At 73.4% G+C, this 19619-nt stretch carries 16 protein-coding genes; 7 read left to right on the forward strand and 9 right to left on the reverse strand.

Features of this window, described 5'->3' with window-relative positions; translation table 11 throughout:
• Positions 1 to 3: 3 nt before the first annotated feature.
• From MOV08_RS27085 to MOV08_RS27120, 8 genes are all read right to left on the reverse strand, one after another.
• Complete coding sequence (locus tag MOV08_RS27085; protein ID WP_275309213.1) at positions 4 to 996, reverse strand: N-acetylglucosamine kinase; 993 nt, start codon at positions 994 to 996, stop codon at positions 4 to 6.
• Positions 987 to 2285 (reverse strand): 6-phospho-beta-glucosidase, encoded by a 1299-nt coding sequence (locus MOV08_RS27090; protein WP_275309214.1) that lies wholly within the window; start codon positions 2283 to 2285, stop codon positions 987 to 989. Before MOV08_RS27090 ends, MOV08_RS27085 begins: the two co-directional genes overlap by 10 nt.
• A gap of 7 nt (positions 2286 to 2292) precedes the next feature.
• Positions 2293 to 3189, reverse strand: a complete 897-nt coding sequence (locus tag MOV08_RS27095; RefSeq protein WP_039636347.1) for a carbohydrate ABC transporter permease — start codon at positions 3187 to 3189, stop codon at positions 2293 to 2295.
• Positions 3190 to 3214: 25 nt separating this feature from the next.
• Positions 3215 to 4171 carry a carbohydrate ABC transporter permease gene (locus MOV08_RS27100; RefSeq protein ID WP_039636349.1) on the reverse strand — a complete coding sequence of 319 codons (957 nt, stop codon included), beginning with the start codon at positions 4169 to 4171 and terminating at the stop codon, positions 3215 to 3217.
• Between the two features lie 11 nt (positions 4172 to 4182).
• Positions 4183 to 5559 carry an ABC transporter substrate-binding protein gene (locus MOV08_RS27105; protein ID WP_275309216.1) on the reverse strand — a complete coding sequence of 459 codons (1377 nt, stop codon included), beginning with the start codon at positions 5557 to 5559 and terminating at the stop codon, positions 4183 to 4185.
• A gap of 69 nt (positions 5560 to 5628) precedes the next feature.
• Complete coding sequence (locus tag MOV08_RS27110) at positions 5629 to 6765, reverse strand: ROK family transcriptional regulator (protein WP_275311910.1); 1137 nt, start codon at positions 6763 to 6765, stop codon at positions 5629 to 5631.
• 355 nt (positions 6766 to 7120) lie between these two features.
• The gene (locus tag MOV08_RS27115; RefSeq protein ID WP_275309218.1) at positions 7121 to 7459 is read right to left on the reverse strand and encodes a hypothetical protein; all 339 of its coding nucleotides are present in this window, start codon (positions 7457 to 7459) and stop codon (positions 7121 to 7123) included.
• 145 nt (positions 7460 to 7604) lie between these two features.
• Complete coding sequence (locus MOV08_RS27120; protein ID WP_039636354.1) at positions 7605 to 8693, reverse strand: mechanosensitive ion channel family protein; 1089 nt, start codon at positions 8691 to 8693, stop codon at positions 7605 to 7607.
• 290 nt (positions 8694 to 8983) lie between these two features.
• On the opposite strand from MOV08_RS27120, the gene MOV08_RS27125 reads away from it, so the two are divergent.
• Positions 8984 to 9520 (forward strand): HNH endonuclease, encoded by a 537-nt coding sequence (locus MOV08_RS27125; RefSeq protein WP_016575977.1) that lies wholly within the window; start codon positions 8984 to 8986, stop codon positions 9518 to 9520.
• A 127-nt stretch (positions 9521 to 9647) separates the two neighbouring features.
• On the opposite strand, the gene MOV08_RS27130 is transcribed toward MOV08_RS27125, so the two are convergent.
• The gene (locus MOV08_RS27130; protein ID WP_275311911.1) at positions 9648 to 12608 is read right to left on the reverse strand and encodes a glycoside hydrolase family 84 protein; all 2961 of its coding nucleotides are present in this window, start codon (positions 12606 to 12608) and stop codon (positions 9648 to 9650) included.
• A 569-nt stretch (positions 12609 to 13177) separates the two neighbouring features.
• On the opposite strand from MOV08_RS27130, the gene MOV08_RS27135 reads away from it, so the two are divergent.
• The 6 genes from MOV08_RS27135 (at position 13178) to MOV08_RS27160 (ending at position 19526) form a co-directional block, all read left to right on the forward strand.
• Positions 13178 to 13477, forward strand: a complete 300-nt coding sequence (locus MOV08_RS27135; protein ID WP_275309219.1) for a hypothetical protein — start codon at positions 13178 to 13180, stop codon at positions 13475 to 13477.
• Positions 13478 to 13483: 6 nt separating this feature from the next.
• On the forward strand, positions 13484 to 15664 hold the full coding sequence (gene malQ / locus MOV08_RS27140; RefSeq protein WP_275309221.1) for a 4-alpha-glucanotransferase: 2181 nt from the start codon (positions 13484 to 13486) through the stop codon (positions 15662 to 15664).
• Positions 15665 to 15925: 261 nt separating this feature from the next.
• Positions 15926 to 16174, forward strand: coding sequence for a hypothetical protein (locus MOV08_RS27145; RefSeq protein ID WP_039636362.1), 249 nt, complete (start codon positions 15926 to 15928; stop codon positions 16172 to 16174).
• 314 nt (positions 16175 to 16488) lie between these two features.
• A complete protein-coding gene (locus MOV08_RS27150; RefSeq protein WP_039636364.1) occupies positions 16489 to 17463 on the forward strand; it encodes an acyl-ACP desaturase in 975 nt (324 codons plus the stop codon).
• A 114-nt stretch (positions 17464 to 17577) separates the two neighbouring features.
• Positions 17578 to 18516, forward strand: coding sequence for a DMT family transporter (locus MOV08_RS27155; protein WP_275309223.1), 939 nt, complete (start codon positions 17578 to 17580; stop codon positions 18514 to 18516).
• Positions 18517 to 18551: 35 nt separating this feature from the next.
• On the forward strand, positions 18552 to 19526 hold the full coding sequence (locus MOV08_RS27160) for a LysR family transcriptional regulator (RefSeq protein ID WP_039636366.1): 975 nt from the start codon (positions 18552 to 18554) through the stop codon (positions 19524 to 19526).
• Positions 19527 to 19619 lie beyond the last annotated feature (93 nt).

A 19619-nucleotide genomic window follows, 5' to 3' on the forward strand; every position in this document is an offset into this window, starting at 1 on the left:
GGCCTAGGCCCACTCCTCCCGCAGGCGTTCGTAGGCGCGTCGGTGCGGTGCCGGCGTCGTCCGGTCCAGGGCGGCAAGGGCCGCGCCGAGGACGGGGGGTGCGGTGATGACGTGGGGGACGGCCTTGGGGGAGCGTTCGGCGAGGAGGCGGACGACGTGATCGTGGAGGAGGGGGTGCCGGGCGGCGAGGACGCTGCCGCCGAGGATCACCGGGGTCGGTTCGGAGCGCAGGTCGAGGCGTTGCAGGGCCACCGACGCCATCAGGGCGATCTCCTCCGCCTGGCGGGCCACGACGGAGCGGGCCACGGCGTCGCCGTCCGCCGCGACGTCGAAGAGCAGCGGGGCCAGTTCGTGTCGGCGGGCGTCGGGGATCCGGTGCAGGTGGAGGGCCTCGATGAGCTCCAGCATGGTGGTCAGGCCGAAGTGGGCCGGTAGCGCGCGGGCGAGTGCGGTCGGGGCGCCCCGGCCGTCCTCGGCACGGGCCGCGTGCCACAGGGCCTCGTCGGCGAGGAAGGAGCCGCCGCCCCAGTCGCCGGAGACCCGGCCGAGGGACGGGAAGCGGGCGGTGGCCCCGTCGTGGCCGAGGCCGACGCAGTTGATACCGGCGCCGCAGACCACGGCGACGCCCAACTGCTCGCCGCGGTCCGGGAGTCCGGCGCGGAGCAGGGCGAAGGTGTCGTTGTGGACGGAGACGGTCTCCGCCCAGCCGCGGGCGGCGATCTCGGCGGTCAGGCGGGTCACTTCGACGGGGAGGTCGGCGTTGGCGAGGAAGGCGGAGAGATGGCCGACCGGGCCGTCGTCGCCCGGTCCGGCCTGGGCCCGGGCCGCGGCGATCAGGGGCGCCAGCACGTCCACGGCGCGGGCGGTGCCCACCACGTGCGGCTGGAAGCCGCCGCCGCGGGCCCGGCCGAGGACCCTGCCGTCCGTGGCCACCAGGGCCACGTCGGTCTTGCTGTTGCCCGCGTCGATGGCGAGCGCGGTGCCGGTCAGGCCCACGTGAGGTGCTCCCGGTTGTGTGCGATCAGCTCGTCGGCGAGCCGGTCCGCGTAGTCGATCTGGCCGATGAGGGGGTGCGCGAGGAGCGCGGAGAAGACCCGGTCACGGCCGCCCTTGAGGGCGGCTTCCAGGGCCAGGTGCTCGTAGGCCGTGACGTTGGCGACGAGCCCGGCGAACAGGGGGGCGAGGGGGCGGAGGGGGAGGGGGGAGGCCCCCCGGGAGTCCACCGCCGCCGGTACCTCGATCACCGCGTCGTCCGGCAGGAACGGCAGCGTGCCGTGGTTGAGGGTGTTGACGATCTGGACGTCGCCGGCCGTCCCGCCGCCCAGCAGCGACGAGGTCAGGGCCACCGCCGCCTCGGAGTAGTAGGCGCCGCCGCGGCGGGAGAGGAGTTCGGGCTTCTCGGCCAGGTCGGGGTCGGCGTAGAGGTCGAGGAGCTGGCGTTCGATGGCGGCGACCTCCGCGGCGCGGGAGGGCTTGGTGCGCAGCTCCTTCACCACCGCGTCGTGTTGGTAGTAGTAGCGCAGGTAGTAGGAGGGCACGACGCCCAGGTGGTCGAGGAGCGGGCGGGGCATACGGACGTCGTCGGCGAGCGCGTCGCCGTGCCGGGCCAGGAGTGTGGGCAGGACGTCCGTGCCGTCGACGCGGACGGCGCGCTCCCAGGTGAGGTGGTTGAGGCCGATGTGCTCCAGCTCGACGCGTTCGGGGGCCACCCCGAGCAGCTTGGCGAACTTCCGCTGGAAGCCGATGGCCACGTTGCACAGCCCGACGGCCTTGTGCCCGTGGGAGAGCAGGGCCCGGGTGACGATGCCGACCGGGTTGGTGAAGTCCACGATCCAGGCGTCCGGGCAGCGGCGGCGGACCCGTTCGGCGATGTCCAGGACGACCGGGACGGTGCGCAGCGCCTTGGCCAGGCCGCCCGCGCCGGTGGTCTCCTGGCCGACGCAGCCGCACTCCAGCGGCCAGGTCTCGTCCTGGTTGCGGGCGGCCTGTCCGCCGACCCGGAGCTGTAGGAGGACGGCGTCGGCGCCGTCGAGTCCGGCGTCGAGATCGGCGGTCCAGGTGATCCGGCCCGGGTGGCCCTGCCGGGCGAAGATCCGGCGGGCCAGCGCGCCGATCAGCTCCAGCCGTTCGGCGGCCGGGTCGATCAGGACGAGCTCGGCGACCGGCAGGGCGTCCCGCAACCGCGCGAAGCCGTCGATGAGTTCGGGGGTGTAGGTCGAGCCGCCGCCGACCACTGCGATCTTGACGCGGGGGTGCGGGGAGCGTTCCCCGGAAGTTGGCAGCATGTCCGTTTCAGCCCTTCACTCCGGTGAGTGTGACGCCTTCGACGAAGGCTTTCTGCGCGAAGAAGAAGACGACGATGACGGGGGCCATGACCAGCATCGTTGCGGCCATGGTGAGGTTCCAGTTGACGCTGTGCGCGCTCTTGAAGGACTCCAGGCCGTAGGAGAGCGTCCAGGCGGCCGGGTTCTGCGCGGTGTAGATCTGCGGCCCGAAGTAGTCGTTCCAGCAGAAGAAGAACTGGAAGAGGGCGATGGCGGCGATGCCGGGACGGGCCATCGGCACGACGATCCGCAGCAGGGTGCGCAGTTCGCCGCAGCCGTCCACCTTCGCGGACTCCACGTATTCCTGCGGGATCGTCAGGAGGAACTGCCGGAGCAGGAAGATGGAGTAGGCGTCGCCGAACGCCATCGGGACGACCAGCGGCCAGATCGAACCGGTCAGGTGCAGTTGCTGCGCCCACACCAGGTACATCGGGATGACGACGACCTGGGGCGGCAGCATCATCGTGGAGATCACGAGGAGCATCGCCGTGCGGCGACCGCGGAAGCGGAAGCGGGCCAGCGCGTAGGCGACCGGGATCGCCGAGCAGACCGTGAAGAGGGTGCCCAGGCCCGCGTAGAGCAGGGAGTTCCGCCACCAGTCGAGGAAGCCGGGGGTGGTGAACACGGCGGCGTAGTTGGACCAGTTCCATGCGTGCGGCCACAGTTCGCCGCTCATCGCCTGGTCGTCGGTCATGACGGAGGTCAGGAAGACGAAGACGAAGGGGAGGAGGAAGAAGAGGGCGGCGGCGACCGCCACCGCGTGCACGGCGATCCAGTGCAGCAGTCGCGTGCGGCGGGCGCGGGCGGCCGGGGTGCCGGGGGTGCGGGCCCGGGTCGGGCGCCGGGTGAGCGTCGTGGTGGTCACGTCGGATCAGTCCTCCGTCATGCGGTCAGTCCTCCGCCGGGAGCAGGCCGGCGCGCTTGCGCATCAGCAGGGTGGTGACGGCCATGGCGATGGCGAACAGCACCAGGGACAGGGCGCAGGCCGCGCCGGTGTTGAAGTTCTGGAAGCCCAGCGAGTAGATGAGCTGCGGCACGGTCAGGGTGGAGTGGTCCGGGTAGCCGGGCTGGATGACGCTGCCGGGGCCGACGGAGACGCCGGAGGCGAGTTTCCCGGCGACCAGCGCCTGGGTGTAGTACTGCATGGTCTGCACGACGCCGGTGACCACCGCGAACAGCACGATCGGGGTGATCGACGGCCAGGTCACATAGCGGAACCTCCCCCAGGCGCCGGCGCCGTCCAGCTCGGCGGCCTCGTACTGCTCCTTCGGGACGTCCAGCAGCGCCGCCATGAAGATCACCATCAGGTCGCCGATGCCCCACAGGGACAACAGGACCAGCGACGGCTTGGCCCAGGACGGGTCGTTGAACCACTCCGGGCCCGGGATGCCGAGCGCCCCGAGGATCTCGTTGACCGGGCCGGTGGCCGGGTTGAGCAGGAAGACGAAGGCGACGGTGGCGGCCACCGGCGGGGCCAGGTACGGCAGGTAGAACGCGGTGCGGAAGAAGCCGGCCCCGGATTTGACCTTGGTGACGAGCAGGCCGATGCCCAGTCCGAAGACCACCCGCAGCGCCACCATCACCACGACCAGCCAGAGCGTGTTCCACAGCGCCGGCCCGAACAGCGGCATCTGGGTCAGTACGTATTTCCAGTTCCGCAGTCCCACGAAAGCGGGTTGCTCGATCTGGTTGTAGTGCATGAAGGAGAAATAGCCGGTGGCGATCAGCGGGTAGCCGAAGAAGACCGAGAATCCGACGAGCCAGGGGGAGAGGAATCCCAGGATGCGCAGGCGTTCGCGGAGGTGTTTGCGCCGCAGCGCCGGGGCGGGGGAGGAGGGGGCTGCCATGGCGGGCTCCGTCAGTTCTCGGACTGGAGGGTGTCGGCGTCTATCCGTGCGTCGAGGTCGCGCAGCCCCGCGTCGAGGTCGGGCACCTTTCCGGCCTCTGCCAGATAGGAGAAGTCCTGGAGCGAAGTGACGTACATGTCACCGTTGTTGGACGGGGGCAGTGCGGTGCTGTGCGGATTCGCGGCGATGCCGAGGAAGGTGCGGAAGTTCGGATCGGCGTCCAGTTCAGGGGAGGTGAGTGCGGCTTTCGTGGACGGGACGTTGTGGATGGCGTTGGCGAAGGCGACGACCTGGTCGGTGTCCACGGTCAGGAACTTCACCAGTTCCCAGGCCGCGTTCTGGTGCCGGCTGCTGTGGGCGATTCCGGCGATGGTGCCGGTGAGGTAGCCCCGGCCGTAGCTGTCGGCCTGGTCGTCGGGGACCGGCATCGGCGCGACGCCCCAGGCGAACGGCGCCTTCGCCTCCTTGAGCATCAGGCCGCGCCATTCCCCGTCCATGTGCATGGCCACCTTCTGCCGCAGAAAGGCGTTCTGTGCGGACATCTCGTCGCCGAAGGTGGTGCGGAACTTCTCCAGCGGGCCGTATCCGCCCTGGGCGTCGATGATTTCCCGCTGGGTGGTGAGGAAATCCCGGGTGGACGGGTCCTTGGCCAGCCGGGATTTTCCGTTCCGGTCGAAGTAGGCGGGTCCCCACTGGGCGAAGAGCCGGTCCGGACTGTTCTGGTAGAGGCGGAAGTTGGGCATGAAGCCGACCTGCCGATATCCGCCGTCCTTGGTGCGCCGGGTCAGTTTGGCGGCGTCCCGTTTCACCTCCGACATGGTGCGCGGTGGCCGGGTGATGCCGGCCTGCTCGAAGGCGTCCTTGTTGTAGTACAGCCCGTAGGTGTCGGCGAGCAGCGGCAGTGCGCACTGCCGGCCGCGGTACTGCGTGTAGGAGAGCAGGGTTTTCGGGAAGACCTCTTCCTTCGCCACGCCGCTCTTCTTCAGGAAGGGGTCGAGGTCCGCCCACATGCCGGACGAGCAGTACTGCCCCACGTTGTTGGTGGTGAAGGACGACACCACGTCGGGGGCGTCGCCGCCGCCGGCCCGCAGTGCCTGGTTCATGGTGGTGTCGGTGACGTTGCCGACCGTCTTCACCGTGATGTTGGGGTGGCGCTTCTCGAAGCGCGCGATGCTGTCGTCGATGGCCTTGACCTCGCCGGGGTCGGACCAGCCGTGCCAGAAGGTGAGGGTGACCGGTCGTGTGGGGTCGTCGCGGTCGCTGCCGACGCCGGGGTTGGCGCAGCCCGCGGCGCAGAGTCCGGCGACGGCCAGGGCCAGCGGCAGGCCGAGCCGCGCACGGCGGCGGGGGCGGGGACGCGGTCGGACACCCGGGCGCGGGAGCGGCATGCGGACTTCCTTACGTCGGGGGTTCCCGGGGAGCCCGGACGAGGCTCCCCGGCCGTGCCGGCGGAGGGCTCACGCGGTGTCGAAGACCGCGTCCCGGGCCTCGGCGAGCGCCGTGCGCAGCGCGCCGGTGAGGATGGGGTTGCCCTCGATGTCGCTGATGCGGATTTCCGGGCGGGGCAGCGCGAGCCCGGTGAACTCCTCCTCGACCAGGGCCCGCAGCGCCTGCCCGCCGGCCTGCGGCACCTCGCCGGAGAGCACCACAAGACGGGGGTCGACCACCGCGACCACCGCGGCCAGGCCGGTCGCCAGCCGCCGCGCCACCTCGGCCCGTACGTCGTCCAGGGCCAGCGCCTCGGCGACGGTGCGGACCTCCGGCGCGCCGCATTCGTGGGCGAGTGCGACGATGCTGGGGGAGCCGACCAGCCGCTGGAAGCCGCCGCCCGCGTCCGGCCGGGCGGCGCTGCGCTCGCCGCCCCGGGCCAGCGGGGCGCCGGGCAGCGGCATGTAGCCGATCTCGCCCGCGCCGCCGGTGGCTCCGCGCAGCAGCCGGCCGTCCAGCACGATCGCGGCACCCACGCCCTCGTCGACCCATACCAGGACGAAGTCGTCGAAGTCCTGGGCGGCGCCGTCGTGTTGCTCGGCCACCGCGGCCAGGTTCACGTCGTTCTCGATGACGAGGGGGACGCCGAGGACCTCGGCGAGTTCCTCGCGCAGCGCCCGCGACTGCCAGCCGGGCAGGTGGGGCGCGTAGCGCAGCAGGCCGGTCTGCGGGTCCAGCGCGCCGGGGGTGCCGATCACCGCGCGGTGCAGCTGCCCGCGCTCCAGCCCGGCCTCGGCCAGTGCCCCGTCCACGGCCTTCGCCACCAGCCGGGCCGTGAGGTCGGTGGTGTCGTCGGGGACCGCGTCGGTGTCCACCCGGGCCTGGCCGAGCACCTGTCCGGTGATGTCGGCGACGGCGGCGGTGATGCCCAGTTGGTCCACGGCCAGCGCGGCGACGTGCGCGGCGGCCGGGTCGATCTCGTAGAGCTGGGCGCTGGGTCCTGGGCGGCCGGTGACGTTGCCGGTCGTGCGGACCAGTCCCGCCGCGGTCAGCCGGGCCAGCAGCTGGGAGGCGGTGGGCTTCGACAGCCCCGTCAGTTCGCCGATCTGGGTGCGCGTCAGGGGGCCTTGGGACACCAGCAGGTCCAGCGCGGCCCGGTCGTTCATGGCCCGCAGCACCCTCGGTGTGCCCGGCGTTCCCTGTCCTGCTGCGGCCATGGTTGCTGCCCACCCCGTATTCCGTGCGGAAGCTGTCCCGAAGGCATCTGTTAGGAAACCTTCCAATTGCTGGCAAGGAAGTTAGGCCGCGTGCCGGGCGCGCGTCAATGGTGCGGACGAGGGTTTCGCCGTGTCGTGGGTGGGGTGGGTGCGGTGCGGCACGGAGAGAGGGGCGCCCGGCGGTCGGCCGGCGCGCCCCTCGTGATCCCCCGTGTCCCCCGTGTCCCCCGTGCCCCCGTATCCCCCGTATCCCCCATAGGTCCGGCCCGTCGGGCCAGGGCCTCAGGCCCCGGTCATCGCGACCTCAGCCCTCTTCCCAGTTGACGCTGCCGACGCCGGTGCCGCCGTCGCAGGTGGCCTCGGAGTGGTCCCGGGCGCCCGGGTTGAGGGTCCGCCACGGGCCGGTCTGGTCGGGCCACCAGCCGCAGACCACGGTGACCCGGAAGCCGATGGTGCGGTTGGTGTTGTTGGTGCAGTCCGCGGTGCCCCGGCGGCCGTCGGTGGTGGTGGTGCAGGTGAGGTCGTTCTTGATCTGCGGCCGCGCCGCGGCGGAGGCGGGGGCCGCGGCGGTCAGGGCCACCGCGCTGCCGAGCATCAGGACCGAAGCGACGGCCCCCGTGGCCACGCGATTGCGGATCTTCATGGTGAAGTCTCCTTCTCCGTCGTTGGTGTCGGTCGGTGTCGACACCCCGGACACGAAGCGGGACCGCGGTACGTATGACAGAGGGGCGTGTGATCTAGGTCACATGCCCCTCTGTCCCGGTGTCCCCGCCCGTCGGGCGCGGGGACTACTGCTTGCCCAGCTGCGGCGGCGCGATCGGCGTCGTCGCCTGGGACTGCGGCGACGTCGGGTTGTTGAACGCCGACGGGGCGGCGACCACGGTGGACGGGTCGGCCGTCGCCGCCTCTTCCTCCTCGGCGACCGGGCGCGGGGCCAGGTGGATGCCGGCCGCGTCCAGCGCATGCTTGATGCGCCAGCGCAACTCGCGCTCGACGCCCGCCGCCTTGCCCGGCATGGTCTTGGCCGAGACGCTGACCGTGACGGTGTCCACCGAGACCTCGCTCAGGCCCAGCACCTCCACCGGCTCCCACAGTTGCTCGTTCCACGGCTCGGTCTTGGACATCGCCTCGCCGGCGTCGGTGATCACCGTGCGGGCCCGCTCCAGGTCCTGGTTCGCGGCGACCAGGACGTCGACGCTCGCGGTCGACCAGCCCTGGCTGAGGTTGCCGATCCGCTTGACCTCGCCGTTGCGGATGTACCAGATCGCACCGTTGGCGCCGCGCAGCTTGGTGACCCGCAGACCGACCTCGACGACCGTACCGGTGGCCACGCCCGCGTCGATCTCGTCGCCGACGCCGTACTGGTCCTCCAGGATCATGAAGACGCCGGAGAGGAAGTCGGTGACGAGGTTGCGCGCGCCGAAACCGATCGCGACACCGGCCACACCCGCGCTGGCCAGCAGCGGCGCCAGGTTGATCTGGAGTACCGAGAGCACGGTCAGCGCGGCCGTACCCATGATCACGAACGAGGCGACGCTGCGCAGCACCGAGCCGATCGCCTCCGAGCGCTGCCGCCGACGCTCGGCGTTGACCAGCAGCCCGCCCAGCGCGGTGTGCTGGGCCGCGGCCGCGGTGCGGTTCATCCGCTCGATGAGCTTGGTGATGGTGCGGCGTATCACATGCCGCAGGACCACCGCGATCACGATGATCAGGATGATCTGGAGGGCGGACGTGAGCCACGTCCCCCAGTTCGCCTGTATCCAGTCGGCGGCGTTGGTGGCCTTCTGGGTGGCCTCGTCGAGGGAGGTAGGACCGGTTGAACCGGACGCGGCGGTGCGCAGCGGCGCGGCGGCGGCCGGCGGGGCGGACCAGTACACAGCGGAACCTTCCGTGAGGGACAGCAGGCCCGGCCCGCTCAGGGACCCGAGAAAGCCGGGCAGACCTACCACACTAACGGGGCAACGCGGGCGGACCGCCCCTGTGTTCGATCATGGAGGGTCCGGGAAGGCCGGAATGAGCCGGATCTGGACGGATCCGCGGCGCTGTGGTGGAAAACACCTCCGGCCCGTTACCTGGTCATGGTGGCGCGCCGACCAGGCACCGGGGGACACTGTGGGGAGATCGTCCCGGCGCGAGCCACGCGCCGCCGGCGTACAAGGAGGCACCCGTGCCGCATGTCCTGGTCCTCAATGCGTCGTACGAGCCGCTCGGCGTCGTACCGCTCCGCCGCGCGCTCGTCCTCGTCCTCAATGAGAAGGCCGTCAGCCTTGAGGAATCCGGCGCCCTGATGCACAGCGCGACCCATGTCATACCGGCTCCGAGCGTGGTCCGCTTGAAGCGGTTTGTGAGAGTGCCCTTTCGGGGCCCCGTCCCGCTGACCCGACGGGCGCTGTTCGCCCGGGACGGCGGGCGTTGTATGTATTGCGGTGGCGTCGCAACCAGCGTCGACCACGTCATCCCGCGCAGCCGTGGCGGCCAGCACACCTGGGAGAACGTCGTCGCCGCGTGCCGGCGCTGCAACCACGTCAAGGCCGACCGTCATGTCGCCGAGATCGGCTGGCGGCTGCGCCATCAGCCCGCCCCGCCGTCAGGACTGGCCTGGCGCATCATCGGCACGGGGCATAGGGACCCGCGCTGGCTGCCCTACTTGCAGCCGTACGGCGCGGATGACGCCTTGGCCCGGATCGATGCCGTATCGGCGTAGATCCGGGTTTTTGCGTCGGTGAGCCGGCGGTTCCGGCGGGGCGGGGGCTCTTCGCGGCCCCCGCCCCGCCGGGCTAGGGCGCTTCTGACGGATCTCCGCGACGCCGCGGAGATCCGTCAGAAGCGCCCTAGGGAGCGTCCGTCACCGCGTACGCCTCGACGCCCCACAGCGAGTACCCGAACCGCGTCGCCCGCTTGTCGCCCTGGATGCGGACGTAGCGGGCGTCCTTGGCGTCCATCCGCACCGCCTCCCGGCCGCCCTTGCCGTCGCGGACGGTGGCCGCGGTGCGCCAGGTGCGGCCGTCGGCGGAGACCTGGATGCGGTACGCGGCGGCGTAGGCGTCCTGCCAGTGCAGGACGACCAGACCCAGCCGGGTCGGGGCGGGCAGGGCGAACTGGAGCCAGGAGTCGTCCTCGGCGGGGGAGGACCAGCGGGTCCTCGGATCGCCGTCGGTGGCCGCGGACGCCGGGAAGTCGTCCGTCTCGTCGCCGGAGGAGGTGGTCTGCGCGCCGCGCGCCAGATCGGGCCCGCCGGTGGCCGGGTAGACCCGGAGGGTCAGCCGCTGCTCCTGCCCGGCGAAGGCGACGGTGACCTGGTACGTCCCGGACGCGGCGTCCTTGGGGATGTCCACGGTGAGCGGGACCAGCGCGGTGCCGCCCCGCGGCGCGGTCAGCTCCCGCGGCGCGTGGACGGTGAAGCCCTTGGGCGCGGTGACCGTCAGCGGGCCGCGCACGTCGCCGGGGCGGCGGGAGGAGACCCGGGCCTGCACCGTGAACGGGCCGCCGGTCTGGGCGTCGCCCTCGGTGCGGGAGAGTTCGAGTCCGGCCCGCGGGGTGTCGTCGAACCACGGGGTGAGCGCGTGCACGTTCGGTGCCGGGGTGTCGCCGCCCCAGGTCAACCGGACCGCGTCGGCGCGCAACCCGGCCGTGCGGGCCTCCGTCCAGCCGGTCGCGGACAGCGGCCCCAGGCGCTGCCAGCCGGCCCCCGGCACGTGCGCCTCCAGGGAGACCGCGCCGGCGGCCGGCCCCGGCTCGGTGAGCGCGCTCACCGCGGCCAGCGGCCGTACGCGGGGGAAGGGGACGGTCAGCGCGGTGCGGCCGTCGCCGCGGTCCGGTGCCGGGGCGCCGCCGCGGGCCCCCGTCCAGGCGTCCGCCTCGGTCATCGCCCGCTCCAGGAACGGCGCCAGGACGCCCTTGCCGACCGTCGCCGGACTCCGGCCGATCTCCGTCCGCAGCCGCAGCACCGTGCGCTGCGCCGCCCAGGCGGCGTCGCCGTCGTCCCGGGCCTGCGCCACCAGGGTGTCCACGGCCTGCGCCCCGGCGTCCCCGAAGCGGCCCAACTGCTCGGCCCACGGCGCGACTTCGGTCCGCAGGTCGGAGGCCAGGTCCCGGGGCGTGCCGCTCATGGTGCGGAAGGCGGCCCGCAGCGCCGTCGCGGCCTTGGCGAAGCCCGGGTCGTCCCCGGGCCGGCCGGTGTCGACGGCCGCCGCACGGGCCTTCCAGAACCGGTCGATGAGCGGCTGGAGGTAGCCCGACTCCTCGCGGTCGAGCAGGGACGAAGCGGCGTTCCCGGCCAGCGCGCGGAGCGCCGTGCGGGCCTTGGGGTCGCCGCCGGCCAGGTCGTCGATGGCCGCCTCCCAGGACTGCGCGGGCCGGTAGTCGCGCGGGTTCCAGGCGTAGTCGGCGGCGGTGAACAGCGGGATCCGGGACGCCAGCGGCTGCTCCATGGCGTTGGCGAGCAGTGCCGCCGAGCCGGTGGCGACGGCCGGTTCGCGACCGGTGTAGGGGCCGAGGAAGATCCGGTCCTGGGCGTAGTCGTTGACCGGGTAGTTGTCCATGGTGACCAGGGGGTGGCCGAACGCCTCGCGGGCGGCGGACAGTTCGCCGCCGGTGATGGTCCGCGGGACCACCCCGACGCCCGTCCAGGCCACCTCCACGCGGTCGTTGAGCGCCGACGCCAGCGCGCCGCGGTAGGCGGTCGCGCCGTCCTGGTAGTACTCGGTCGGCATCAAGGACAGCGGGGCCGCGCCGGGGTGCCGCTCGGCGAGGTGCCGGGCCAGCGCGTTGGCGACCCCGGCCTGGGCCTTGGCGGCGGCCTGCGGCCCGGTCCCGAACGTCTCCTCGTCGGCGGCGCAGTGCCACTCGCTGTAGCTGACGTCCTGGAACTGGAGCTGGAAGGAGCGCACCCCCAGCGCCCACATCGCGTCCACCTTGCGGCGCAGCGCCCGCAGGTCGTCCTCCGAGGACAGGCACATCGCCGCTCCGGGCGCCACCGCCCAGCCGAGGGTGACGTGGTTGGCGCGGGCCCGCTCGGCCAGCGCCCGGAAGTCGGCGCGCTGCTCGGCCGGGTACGGGTCGCGCCACCGCGCCTGCCGGTAGGGGTCGTCCCCGGGGGCGTAGAGGTACTGGTTCTGCTTGGTGCGGCCCATGAAGTCCAGCTGGGCCAGCCGCTGCGCCCGGCTCCACGGCTGCCCGTAGAAGCCCTCGGTGGTGCCGCGGACACCGGTGGCCGGCCAGTCCCGGACGGTCACCGAGGCCAGCTGTCGCGTCCCGTCGGGGCCGTCGGCGACCAGCTGGCGCAGGGTCTGCGCGGCGTGGAAGAGACCGTCCGGGCCGACGCCGTCCAGCGCGACGGTGTCCCGGCCGGCGACCTGGCCCACGGCGAGGCGGTAGCCCCCGGACGGCAGGTCGCCGCGGGCCGGCACCCGCAGGGTCCGCAGGGCGTCGTCGGCGGGCGCCCCGCCGACCAGCAGCACCGGCCCGTCAGCGGGCAGCCGGTCGCCGGGCGCGGCCTGCCGCACGGTGCGCACCCCGGCGTCCCGCAGCAGGCCGCGCAGCACGTCGAGGGCGTACGGGTCGGTGCCCGGCGGGGCCACCAGCGTCGCCGTCGGGCCGAGCGGGACCGCCGCGCCGAGCTGCCGCATCGACTGGGGGCGCGGCCAGACCGCCGGCAGGGTGCCGGCGTCGGTGGGCCGGCCGGGCTGGTCGGGGGTGCCGGCGGCGGGCCCGACAGGCGCCGCCTGGGCCGCCGGGACGCCGCCGAGCAGCCCCCCTATGACGGCGGCGGCCAGCGCGGTGGTCCCCGCCACCCGCGCCCGGCTGCTGCCCCTGCCCGTACCGGCTCTGCCGCCCCATACGCCTCGGACTCGCACGGTCGCTCCTCGTCCCCGTATCTCGTGCTCACCGGCTTCCGCCGGTTCCCCCTGTGTCCCGCCGTCCGGCCGTCGCGGCACCGCTCGCGCGCCAGGGGCCCGACCTGCGGACGGGTGCCGCGGTGCGGGCCTGGTGGTCGTGGTGCGCGGGGCGCGGGACCGGGGGTGTCGCCACCCTTCGGTCCTGTTCGGACAGACCTTCGGCGGTGAGCCCACCATTGTCGCGGTGAGGGTGTCAACCGGGCCTCGGGGTGGTTCCCGGGCGGCCACCGGATCGCCCGCTTTCTTCCCATGTGCGACCAGGCCATGACACGTCTCGTTCCGCAGGAATTGCGTTCCCGGGCGCCGCCGTCCGGCGTTCTGTGCGCCGCACGGCGCTCCCCGCCGCGAAATCGCCGGTCGGCGTCGTACTGTGACGTGAGTCACGTTTGCTGGGTGAAGACGTCTGCCGTCGTGTCGACTGGGTAGGGCAGACGTGTCCCACTACCGACGAACGGGAGGCCCTCGTGGCCGCATCCGCTCAGTTGCTCCTCGACGCCCTGTCGGCCCCCAAGCTCTCAACTCCGTTCGAGCAGGAGGGACCCCCATCACCCGGCGGCGAGCCCGGGCTCTTCGACGGGGTGTCCGGCCCCGACTCCGGCCTGGAGGGCTCCGGCTCGTACAGCTTCACCGAGCCGCCGCTCACCAGCGAGCCCCCGCTCGCCGACAGCGCCCCGCTCACCAGCGAGGTCCCCATCGCCGCCGAACTCCCGCTGACCAGCGAACCGACCGCCACCGGTCTGGGCACGGAGTCGATGGAGGTCTGAGCAGCCATGAGCCGCGCCCGACTCGCCCGGCTCCACGGCATCGCCACGTCCTACGAACCCGCACCGGGCCGCACGCTCCACCTCACCGACGACACCGTCGTCGCCGTGCTCGCCGCACTGGGCGTCGACGCCTCCACCCCGCAGGCCGTCCGCGCCGCCCTGGCCGCCCACGACGAGACCATGGGCCGGGCCCTCCTGCCGCCCACCGTCACCGCCCGCGCCGGCCGCCCGCCGCGCCTGCCGGACCTCCCCGAGGACACCGTCCTGAGCGTCCGCACCGAGGACGGCGCGCTCATCGGCGCGGAAGTACGGGACGGCACCGCGCGCACCGGCACCCAGGACCCCGCGGCGCTCGCCGCGCTCCCGCTGGGCGTCCACGACCTCCGCGCCGACGCCCCCGACGGCCGCACCGCCCGCGCCCACCTGGTCGTCGCCCCCGACACCGTGCCCGCCCCGCCCGGCCGCAACCACGGCTTCCTCGTCCAGCTCTACTCCCTGCTCTCCCGCCACTCCTGGGGCATGGGCGACCTCGGCGACCTCGCCGACCTCGCCGCCTGGTCCGGACGCACCCTGGGCACCGGCTTCGTCCAGCTCAACCCCCTGCACGCGGCGGTGCCCGGCCCGCCCACCGACCCCTCCCCCTACCGCCCCTCCTCGCGCCGCTTCCCCGACCCCGTCCACCTGCGGATCGAGCAGATCCCCGAGTACGCCCACCTGACCGGCCCCGACCGCCGGCGGGCCGACGAACTGGCCGCCCGCGCCGGCGCGCTGCGCGACGACGTCCTCGAACGCGGCGGACTCATCGACCGGGACGCGGTCTGGGCCCTCAAGCGCCAGGCCCTGGAACTCCTGTGCGCCGTCCCGCTTGGCCCCGGACGGCGCGCCGCGTACTGCGACTTCCTCGCCGCACAGGGCCAGGCCCTGGACGACCACGCCACCTGGTGCGCGCTCGCCGAACGGCACGGCCCCGACTGGCGCGGCTGGCCGGCCGGTCTGCGCGACCCCCGCTCACCGGAGACCGCCCGGATCCGCCACGGGCTGCTGGACCGCGTCGACTTCCACTCCCGGCTCGCCTGGTTCACCGACGAGCAGCTGGCCGCCGCCCAGCGGGCCGCCCGCGACGCCGGCATGGCCATCGGGCTCGTCCACGACCTCGCCGTCGGCGTCCACCCCTCCGGCGCCGACACCTGGGCCCAGCAGGACGCCTTCGCCGCCGGGATGTCCATCGGGGCGCCGCCGGACGCCTTCAACTCCCGCGGCCAGGACTGGGGCCTGCCGCCCTGGCGCCCGGACGCCCTGGCCGCCGCCGGTTACGCCCCCTACCGCGCCCTGCTGCGCGGTCTGCTCCGGCACGCCGGCGCACTGCGCATCGACCACGTGATGGGCCTGTTCCGGCTGTGGTGGGTCCCCCAAGGTCGACCGCCGACCGAGGGCGCCTACGTCCGCTACGACGGCGAGGCGATGCTCTCGGTGCTGGCCCTGGAGGCCCGTCGCGCCGGCGCCGCCGTGATCGGCGAGGACCTCGGCACGGTCGAACCGGGCGTGCGGGAGGCCCTGGCCGACCGCGGCGTCCTGGGCACCTCCGTCCTGTGGTTCGAACGGGACTACGGCAACGGCGCCGCGGCCGACGGGGACGCCGGGGCCGACGGCGGCGACGGGGACACCCAGGCCGACGGGGACGCCCGGGCCCCGGAGGGCACCGCCGCCGAGGCCCGCATCCTCGCCCCCGACGAGTGGCGCGCCGGCTGCCTGGCCACCGTCACCACCCACGACCTGCCGCCCACCGCCGCCCGGCTCACCGGCGCGGACGTCGCGCTGCGGGCGCGCCTCGGCCTGCTCGCCGGGCCGCCGGAGCGCGAGCGCTCCCGGGCCGGCCACGAACTGCGGGCATGGCTCGGCGCGTTGTCCCACCACGGCCTGCTGCCCGAGGGCGCCGGCGACGAGGAGGCGGTGGTCAAGGCCGTGCACCGCTTCCTGCTGCGCACCCCGGCGCGGATGATCGGCGTCTGGCTCCCCGACGCGGTGGGCGACCGCCGGCCGCAGAACCTCCCCGGCACCTGGGACGAGTACCCCAACTGGCGCCTGCCCATCGCCGGCCCCGACGGCCGCCCGCACACCCTCGAAGAGCTCGCCGCCTCGCCCCGACTCCACGCGCTGATGCGGGAGTTGGCGCTCCTCGACCGCTGACCGGGCCCCGCGGCGCGCCCCCGTCGACCGCGCTCGGCGGCCCGCGCCGGCCGACCGCCACGGGGCGGGCCCCTCCGGTGCCTGCGGCGCACCCGGCCAGGGCGGTCGGGGCGCGACCGTCCGGGGGAGGCCCCCAGGGGCGCCGCCGGTGACCGCGCCGCCCCGCCCCCGATGCCCACCGCCGGGCCGTCCGGCCTGCCGGTATGCCGCTTGCCCCACCCCGGACGCGCGGGGCGGACCGCCGTCCGCTACGTTGAACGGGTGAGCAACAAGGTCAAGAACACCGCCCTGCGCGCCGGAACCATCACCGCCGGCACCGCGCTGATGCTGCTGATGTCGTCCCCCGCGTTTGCGCTCACCCGCGACGACGGTGACGACCCGGGTCCGGGCCTGAGCGTGATCCAGACGCTCGGCCTCTACGTCGTCGCGCCCATCGTGCTCTTCCTGGTCATCGCCGGACTGGTCATGGCGACCGACAAGTCCCGCAAGCAGGCCAAGTCCAAGGGCTGACCCGCACAGCCCTGCGCGGGCCGCCCGCCCGCGCCCATGACGCCTTCACAAGGGGCGCCCCTCGGTTCTTCCCGGACCGAGGGGCGCCCCTTTTGCGTAGGCGCGAACGCGCAGCCGAAAAACAGCTACAGAGCGGTAGTTACGCATCTTTCCGGGCAATTCCCCCAAGGGTTTTCCCTGTGGATCTTCCTTGGGTGCGCCTGGGGGTGCCCTTGGGAAGGTGCTTAACCGACGCGTACCTACGATGGCGTAACCTACGGGGCCGTAAGTCAAACCTACGGATCCGTAGGTCCGTCGTCCCCAGGAGTGCCCCCGTGACCATCGCCCCCGACCGCCTCGACGGAGCGCGCGGCCAGGCCGCCTGGACCGACACCCGACTGCTGTACGCCCTGGAGGAGGTCGTCGAGAACGAGCTCAACCGGCACCTGAAGGTCGCCAAGGAGTGGATGCCGCACGAGTACGTGCCGTGGAGCGACGGGCGGAACTTCGACGGGGTGCTGGACGGCGAGCCCTGGGCGCCCGACCAGTCCAAGGTCACCTCCATCGGTCGGACGGCGCTGGTGGTCAACCTCCTCACCGAGGACAACCTCCCCAGCTACCACCACGAGATCGCCAGCCTCTTCGGCCGGGACGGCGCCTGGGGCACCTGGGTGCACCGCTGGACCGCGGAGGAGGGCCGGCACGGCATCGTGATGCGCGACTACCTGCTCACCAGCCGCGCCGTGGACCCGGTCGAGCTGGAGCGGTTCCGGATGGCCCACATGTCCGCCGGCTTCGAGTCCGACAACGCGCACAGCATGCTGCACTCGGTGGCGTACGTCGCCTTCCAGGAGCTGGCCACCCGGATCTCGCACCGCAACACCGGCCGGCACTCCGGCGACCCGGTGTGCGACCAGATGCTGGCCCGGATCGCCACCGACGAGAACCTCCACATGGTCTTCTACCGCAACCTCCTCGGCGCGGCCTTCGAGCTGGCCCCCGACCGCACGATGTGCGCCGTGCGGGACGTGGTCACCGGCTTCCGGATGCCCGGCCACGGCATGCCCGGCTTCGAGCGGGCCGCCGTCCAGATGGCCCTCGGCGGCATCTACAACCTGCGGATCCACCACGACGAGGTGCTCCAGCCGGTGCTGCGCTACCTGAAGGTGCTGGAGCGCGGCGGGCTGGGCCCGGAGGGGCTCGCCGCCCAGGACGAGCTGGGGGCGTACCTGGAGGGCCTGGACGGGCAGGCGCGCCGCTTCGACGAGCGGCAGGCCGCGATCCTCGCCCGGCGGGCGGCCCGGGGCTGAGACACCGCCAATCTTTCAGTTCCGCTGAAAGAATGTGTCCGAAGTATTCGATGGACCTGATGGATGAGGGGCTGCCACGGTGGATCCGTATCCACCATCGAGGGAGAGGAAACCGTGGCAGTCCTGGAGCGGGTCCGCAGCTATCGCACACCGTCCACTCAGGCCGTGGGGCTGGCCCTGGCCCTGACGGCGACCGTCGTCTGGTCCGGCAACTTCGTCATCGCCCGCGCCCTGCACGGGGCCGTGCCGCCCGTCCAGACCGCGTTCTGGCGCTGGATCGTCGCGCTGCTGGCGGTCGCCCCGTTCGCCTGGGGGCAGGTCCGCGGGGAGTGGCCGGTGATCCGCCGGCACCTCGGATTCCTGGCGCTGGCGGCCCTGTTGGGCGTCACCCTCTTCAACACCCTGATCTACACGGCCGGGAAGACCACCTCGGCCACCAACATGGCGATGATCGCGGCGGCTTCGCCGATGATGATCGCCCTGTTCGACCTGGTCGGCGCCCGACGCGGCGGGCGCGAGCCGCTGGGCGCCCGCCGCGTCGCGGGCATGGTGATCGCGCTGCTGGGCGTGCTCACCCTGGTCGGCAAGGGCTCGCCGACCGCGGTGCTGCACCTGGACTTCGCCGTCGGCGACCTGTGGATGCTGGCGGCCACCGCCACCTTCGCCGGGTACAGCGCGCTGCTGCGCCGCCGCCCCGAGGGGATCGGCGGACGCTCGTTCCTGTTCATGACGTTCGCGTTGGGCGCCGCGATGCTGGTGCCCGCCTACGCCGTCAGCCTCGCCGCGGAGGGCGGTTTCCCGCTCACCGCGGGGACGGTCGGACCGCTGCTCTACATCGGGGTGTGCTCCTCCGCCGTCGCCTACTTCACCTGGAACAAGGCGATCGCCCTGGTGGGCGCCGCCCGCGCCGGGGTCGTCTACTACCTCCAGCCGGTGTGCGTGGCGCTGCTCTCGCTGGCCGTGCTGGGCGAGGGGATCGGCGCGGTGCAGGTGCTCTGCATGGCGCTGATCGTCGCCGGGGTGGCCCTGGGGGCGGCGGGCACCCCACGGTGAGCGGACCGGCCGAGCCGGGTGCGTACGCTGCCCGCATGGCCGACTGGGACATCAAGAAGCTGCGGATCCTGCGCACCCTCCGGGATCTGGGCACGGTCACCGCGACCGCCGAGGCGCTGCACATGACGCCCTCGGCGGTTTCGCAGCAGCTGACGGGGCTCGCCAAGTCCCTCGGGGTGACGCTGCTGGAGGCGCACGGCCGGCGGGTCCGGCTGACCGGCGCCGCCCACCTGGTGCTGCGGCATGCCGAGGCGGTCTTCGCGCAGCTGGAGCGGGCCGACGCGGACCTCCTGGGCTATCTCCAGGGCGAGGCCGGCACGGTCCGGGTCGGCGCCTTCTCCACCGCCATCCCGGCACTGGTGGTCCCCGCCGTCCAGGAGCTGCGCCGCACCCACCCGAGCCTGGCCGTGGCCGTGCGGGAGGCCGAGGCGGAGGCGGCCTACGAGCTGCTGGCCGAGGGCAGCGTCGATCTGGCGCTGTCGCTGGCGGCGCACGCGCCCACCCCGCGCGACCCGAAGTTCAGCCGGGTCTCGCTGCTCGCCGACCCGTTGGACGTGGCGCTGCCGGCCGGCCATCCGCTCGCCGCCGAGCCGGGGTTGCGGCTGGCCGACCTGGCCGGCGAACCGTGGATCTTCGGCAGCAGCGGCCCGTGGTCGCAGATCACCACCACCGCGTGCGAGAACGCCGGGTTCGTCCCCGAGCAGGCGCACGCGGCCGCCGACTGGAGCGCGATCTGGGCGATGGTCGCGGCCGGGATGGGGGTGGCGCTGGTGCCGCGGATGGCGATGGCGGGCGGTCTGCGGGCCCCCGGGCACGGCAGCGGGGTCGCACTGCGGGTGCTCCACGCCGACCAGCCGCGCCGCCATGTGGTCGCCGCCGCCCGGCGCGGCTCCGAGGGCGCGCCGGGCCTGGCCCGGGTGCTGGCCGCGCTCCGCCAGGCCGCCGCCCGCCAGGCCACCGTGGGCCGGTCCGGCGGCGACGGCGGCCCGGCGACCTTTCAGTCCGACTGAAGATATTCCTCACGAACTTTCGATGGACCTGTCGGGTGGTGCGCTGCGACGGTGGATCGGTCCCCAGCACCGTCCGCAGGAGCAGAAGGGAAA

The organism is Streptomyces yunnanensis, assembly GCF_029011865.1.
Taxonomy (GTDB): Bacteria; Actinomycetota; Actinomycetes; order Streptomycetales; family Streptomycetaceae; genus Streptomyces; species Streptomyces yunnanensis.

Excerpts from the sequence above, each read along its gene's own strand:
- MOV08_RS27115 (WP_275309218.1), bottom strand. The coding sequence starts at position 7,459 with ATGAAGATCCGCAATCGCGTGGCCACGGGGGCCGTCGCTTCGGTCCTG.
- MOV08_RS27105 (WP_275309216.1), bottom strand. The coding sequence starts at position 5,559 with ATGCCGCTCCCGCGCCCGGGTGTCCGACCGCGTCCCCGCCCCCGCCGC.
- MOV08_RS27100 (WP_039636349.1), bottom strand. The coding sequence starts at position 4,171 with ATGGCAGCCCCCTCCTCCCCCGCCCCGGCGCTGCGGCGCAAACACCTC.
- malQ (WP_275309221.1), top strand. The coding sequence starts at position 13,484 with ATGAGCCGCGCCCGACTCGCCCGGCTCCACGGCATCGCCACGTCCTAC.
- MOV08_RS27160 (WP_039636366.1), top strand. The coding sequence starts at position 18,552 with ATGGCCGACTGGGACATCAAGAAGCTGCGGATCCTGCGCACCCTCCGG.
- MOV08_RS27110 (WP_275311910.1), bottom strand. The coding sequence starts at position 6,765 with ATGAACGACCGGGCCGCGCTGGACCTGCTGGTGTCCCAAGGCCCCCTG.
- MOV08_RS27090 (WP_275309214.1), bottom strand. The coding sequence starts at position 2,285 with ATGCTGCCAACTTCCGGGGAACGCTCCCCGCACCCCCGCGTCAAGATC.